Below are 4665 nucleotides of genomic sequence, written 5' to 3' on the forward strand. Positions count from 1 at the left end.
GTGTATCCGAGACTTCTCGTGATCGGATTCTGCCCGGAGTCCTGCGATGATGTCCAGAAGTTTGCGGAATATCCGAGACCGAGGAATTCCCCGGTGCTGGTTCGATTCCCGGCCGGGAGTGCGGTGAACCCGCTCTCATTAGTGGCACCGGTGTTGGGACTGGCCCAGTGGGCGGTGCCCGGTTCTTTCAGTTTTCCTCCCTGATCGGTTCCGCGCGCACCCATGCGATCGGCCTCGGTATGGCTCATGCCGAGAAATATTTCTAGTTGCTTCCAGTCATCATCAGTGGCCACGTGCCATCCCGCGGGAGCTATATTGCGGGTGTCGTGGACAGCATACCAGTTGTACAGCCTGCCGTAGGTAGTCGCGTCGGCTATGTTGTTATTGTATTCGCAAAACGCTCCGAGAAAGTAATTGGTCCAGTCGGTGGAATTGCCTTTACGGGGAATCGCGTCGCCGTTGCGGTAATGGGTAACCCGCAGATTCTCCTTCATCCAGACCTGCGTGCCGATGGTTACGGTCTGGTATACATTACCGTCGATGTCCGTCACCGTGTTTGCAGGCGAGGCGGCTGTAGTAAACGACCAAGTATAGGAATTGGCCAGCGGGGTACCGGTTTGGTCCTTTGCCGCCGTCGATATCGTCGCGGTGTATGCGGCACCCGCATCGAGAGTTGCTACCGGATCAAAGACCGCTGTTTTGTCATTGTAGGTGACGACGCCGGTGACTCCGCCGCTTAAGGTGAAGGTGGCGGAAGTAATGGTTCCCGGGTCCATATCCCGTGAGAACGTGGCCTGCAGGGATATGTCGCGCGACACAGCTGTCGCGCCGTTCGCGGGAATGGTGGAGACGACCTGTGGGGCGACAGGGTCATTGCCATTTGAATTGGTGCCGTTGTCGTCGCTGCACGACCACAGCAGCGCCGAAAGACACAGTGCCAGTGCCGTTCGTTTCATATTGTTCCTCCTTGTTTGAGTTTCCGGCTATATGCCGATTTTCTTCATGGTTCTGGCGTAGTTGGCTCTGACGTCGGACAACCCTTCCCTGCCGTATAGGTCGAGGGTAGTAGCCTGGCTGGCGTGCCCGAGAATCGAGGACAATGTCTCAATGCTGCCTCCGGCGTCTTTCCACAATCGGGCAAAGGTGTGACGGAACAGGTGACAGGTGAGCCGAATCTTCCGGGGATCCGGATGGTCGATGCCCGCCCGCTTCCCGGCGGTTTCCACGATACGATTCAGTTGCCTGCTGCAGAGCGGGCCTTTGAACCTGCTCAGAAACACCGGCCCTGCCGTGCGGCCACCGAGACAGCTTTGAAGCAAGGCTGCCAGTGTCGATGTGAGCGGAATGAGACGGGACTTCCCGCCCTTGCCTGAGCGCACGACCAGAAGGTTTTCCCCGAGCCTGAGGTCCCGGATATCGAGCGAAACAACCTCCGCCCGCCGCATGCCGGTTCCTGCCATGAGCGCCAAAATCGTCCGGTCGCGAACCGAATGGGTCGCGTCCAGAAGCCTGCTCAATTGTGATTTGACCAGGTGATATTCGGCGGTGTGGCTCCTCGGGGTTGCAGAAGCGGAGACTGAATGTCGCTTTCTTAGAGAAAGCTGACGTAGGATTGGCATACATGGTTCGTGAGAGAATGAGCCGCTTTTCGGCTGTGGTTAGAGCCGAGTCGCAGGTGCGAAGATGAAGAAAACCGGACAGAATAAGCGCACGGAATCCCAAGGCGAAGAGAGCGAGCATTTCTCGGAAAACCGCGAAACTCCGCTTATGTCAGAGAAGAAGGGTACGGAGGGGCTTGACGGGGAAGGTCACTTTCCTCTAAGATTATGACGTTGGAGCGGGAAAGTCAATCGAAAAACGGAGATTCCGTTATCCACAGAAGCTCGCCAGGCCTCCTCCTCCGGCGGTACTACTGCATATGAGACTTCCGCTGGCATACTGCAGCAGTATGCCGCTAAAACAAAAACACATTGAACAATTCAAGACTATGTTCGAGAAAGAACAAGGCCGGGTGCTTTCCGATGAGGAAGCCTGGGAAATGGCCTCCAACGTACTGGATTACGCACGACTGCTGCTGGAAATCGCGGAAGAGCAGATCAATAGCGAAAAGTCCGAATTGTCGAATCCCGCTGGTTAATACCACGATAACCGAAGCTTTCATCATCAGCCCGTATGGAGAAGATAGCCATTTATGCCCGCAAATCGACCGAATCGGAAGACCGACAGGTTCTTTCCATTGATTCGCAGATTCGGGAATTGAGGCAGTACGCCCAAGCCAAAGGCTGGACCATTGCTTCGGTATTCTCGGAAAGTAAATCGGCCAAATCCCCCGGACGGCCGATATTCACCAAACTCATGGAATCCGTCCAGGCGGGTAAGTTCGACGCCATCCTCTGCTGGAAGCTGGACCGTCTGGCTCGCAATCCCGTAGATGGCGGCGCGCTCATCTGGGCACTCGATGAAAAGACGCTGCATGCTATCCTCACCCCTCAGCGCGAACTGGCCAATAACGGGAATGACAAATTTTGGCTCCAGCTCGAATTCGGCATGGCCAAGAAATATGTGGACGATCTGTCGGATAACGTGAAGCGTGGCAATCGCGCCAAACTGGAACAGGGGTGGCTGCCGCAGTGCGCTCCCCTCGGTTACAGGAACGACAAGGAAACGAAGACCATCGTCAAGGATCCCGAACGATTCGCGATAGTGAAGCGGATGTGGCAGCACCTGCTGACGGGCCAGTATTCCGTGACTGAAATTCACCGGAGAGCGATCGAGGACTGGGGCCTCACCAATGGAGTCCGAAGCAACGGGTACGGCCGACCACTCGCCCGATCTGCCGTTCACTACCTGTTTCGCAATCCGTTCTACTACGGGGCGCTCAGATACAACGGAGTGCTGTATGTTGGCGCGCACCAGCCGATGATCTCCAAAAGGGACTTCGACAAGGCCCAGAGGATTCTTGATATCGAGTCCATGCCAAAGCCGCACCGACATTCGTTCACGTATACCGGGCTGCTGCGGTGCGGTAACTGCGGAGCGGCGATTACCGCCGAGCATAAGAAGAATCGATACGGTCATCGGTACATATACTACCACTGCACGCGCCACAAATACCCTTACGACTGCGCGGAAAAAGCTATCGAGGAACGGCAGTTGGAAAAGCAGCTTGCCGATTGGACCAGTTCAATCAGTCTGCCAAAAGGATTCCTCAAGTGGGCACTTGCGGCAAGCGATGAAATGGACCGAGAAGATGGGGCCGCGTTTCAATCAGAGAAGCCCGAATTGCGGCGAAAGCTCTCCCTCCTCGGGAGTGAGCTGGACGAGCTACTCAATATGCGGCTTGCCAGGTTGATTGACGATGACGAATTCGCCAAACGCAAGGCCGCTCTGAAGGAGCGAATGGCAGTGTTGCAGGAGCGCATAGACCGGCCCGAGCAGACGATATCGCAGCGGCGAGCCACACTTGAGCAGGTTTTCGCCGCTGCCGAAAATGCTCACACAGTTTTCAATTCCGGGTCAGAAGACAGAAAAAAGCGCCTCTTGAGGGCTTCATGTTCGAACCTCCTGTTGCGGGACAAAAAAGCGCTAATTACAGCGCGTGAACCATACCGAGAAATCCAAAAGACGGTAGAAATCGCGACAGCGAAAAATGCCATGTTCGAACCTCAAATCCTCGGCCAACTACAGCCGAGGAAACGGGCTGCCTCACCGGCATTTTCAATCTGGTGGGGGCTAGTGAAAAAAGTTCGAACCTTTTGCCCCGGATAATTGCCTAAGATTGCAGCAATTGCTGTCTAGTCTACTCCAAAATGAGCCATTTGTAAAGCTGAGGCCCGGGCATGTTTAATCCATTTCAAACCTACCATGCGCCCATGCCGGGGATTGACAAATTCGGTCACTGTGGTAGACTGCCAAGTCTTTCGGTATCAGCAGAAAGTTATGAAATAGAACTTTCGCAACTGCTACTGAAAGGAGCAAGTCGTGGATCCCGAACATATCGCCGAACTGAAGAAGCTCAATATCATGCTGGCGTCCGGAAGGGAATGGCGTGAACGCAATCATGAGAAATTCGTGGCCTGGGCAAAGTCCAAATTCGGAGAAAAGGCCGCGACCATCATCGGGTGGTACACCGGTAATCTGCTGGAGCGCTATGCCAGGGAACAGAAGCGTCGGGTGGAACTGGAGATGATTCTCGCTGAGCATCATCCGGAACTCCTGCCCCCACCGCCACCGCCGGTGCAGCTTCCGGAACTGCCCGCGAACTGCATCAGGAAAGCGGGCTGATGTTCCCATCGGACACGCATCAAAAGCCAGACCCCAGGTCTGGCTTTTTCATTGGCGACACAGAATGTCGGTTCAGAATCAACACGAATAAGCTGCTTACATACCGGCTCAAAATGGCAACTTCATGGTACTGGCGGCATACCGCATGAACATTGCAGTCTCCGATCAGTAATGGCTATAGCTTGGATGCCGACAGTTGTCTTCTAGCGTCAATGGTCAGGTAACTCAAATTTAGGTGCTTATCTTGATTTACCCTTGCTAATCGTGCCGGAATCGATTGCAGTCGCTTGTCCCACTTCTTACCGTCTCGGTATCGAATTACCAAGAACCAGCCATTTTCTACTTGATCACTTCTCATATACGCTGGCAACTGACGCTCAA

At 54.5% G+C, this 4665-nt stretch carries 6 protein-coding genes; 3 read left to right on the top strand and 3 right to left on the bottom strand.

What is annotated here, in order from left to right; genetic code table 11:
- Both RBT76_15840 and RBT76_15845 read right to left on the bottom strand, forming a co-directional pair.
- On the bottom strand, window positions 1-956 hold a 956-nt coding region (locus RBT76_15840; GenBank protein ID MDX9859255.1), incomplete at its 3' end, for an FISUMP domain-containing protein.
- A gap of 27 nt (window positions 957-983) precedes the next feature.
- The gene (locus RBT76_15845) at window positions 984-1517 is read right to left on the bottom strand and encodes a tyrosine-type recombinase/integrase (GenBank protein ID MDX9859256.1); all 534 of its coding nucleotides are present in this window, start codon (window positions 1515-1517) and stop codon (window positions 984-986) included.
- Between the two features lie 401 nt (window positions 1518-1918).
- Here RBT76_15845 and RBT76_15850 point away from each other — a divergent pair, with 401 nt between their 5' ends.
- The 3 genes from RBT76_15850 to RBT76_15860 all read left to right on the top strand — a co-directional run bounded on the left by RBT76_15850 (window position 1919) and on the right by RBT76_15860 (window position 4284).
- Window positions 1919-2137 (top strand): hypothetical protein, encoded by a 219-nt coding sequence (locus RBT76_15850; GenBank protein MDX9859257.1) that lies wholly within the window; start codon window positions 1919-1921, stop codon window positions 2135-2137.
- Window positions 2138-2172: 35 nt separating this feature from the next.
- Window positions 2173-3768 carry a recombinase family protein gene (locus RBT76_15855; GenBank protein ID MDX9859258.1) on the top strand — a complete coding sequence of 532 codons (1596 nt, stop codon included), beginning with the start codon at window positions 2173-2175 and terminating at the stop codon, window positions 3766-3768.
- A 213-nt stretch (window positions 3769-3981) separates the two neighbouring features.
- The gene (locus RBT76_15860; GenBank protein ID MDX9859259.1) at window positions 3982-4284 is read left to right on the top strand and encodes a hypothetical protein; all 303 of its coding nucleotides are present in this window, start codon (window positions 3982-3984) and stop codon (window positions 4282-4284) included.
- Window positions 4285-4459: 175 nt separating this feature from the next.
- Here RBT76_15860 and RBT76_15865 read toward each other — a convergent pair.
- On the bottom strand, window positions 4460-4665 hold a 206-nt coding region (locus RBT76_15865; GenBank protein MDX9859260.1), incomplete at its 5' end, for a hypothetical protein.

The organism is Candidatus Zixiibacteriota bacterium, from assembly GCA_034003725.1.
GTDB lineage: Bacteria > Zixibacteria > MSB-5A5 > GN15 > FEB-12 > WJMS01.

Bases quoted from the DNA above. Each gene is read 5' to 3' on its own strand.
- RBT76_15850 (MDX9859257.1), top strand. From the start codon at position 1,919: ATGAGACTTCCGCTGGCATACTGCAGCAGTATGCCGCTAAAACAAAAA.
- RBT76_15855 (MDX9859258.1), top strand. From the start codon at position 2,173: ATGGAGAAGATAGCCATTTATGCCCGCAAATCGACCGAATCGGAAGAC.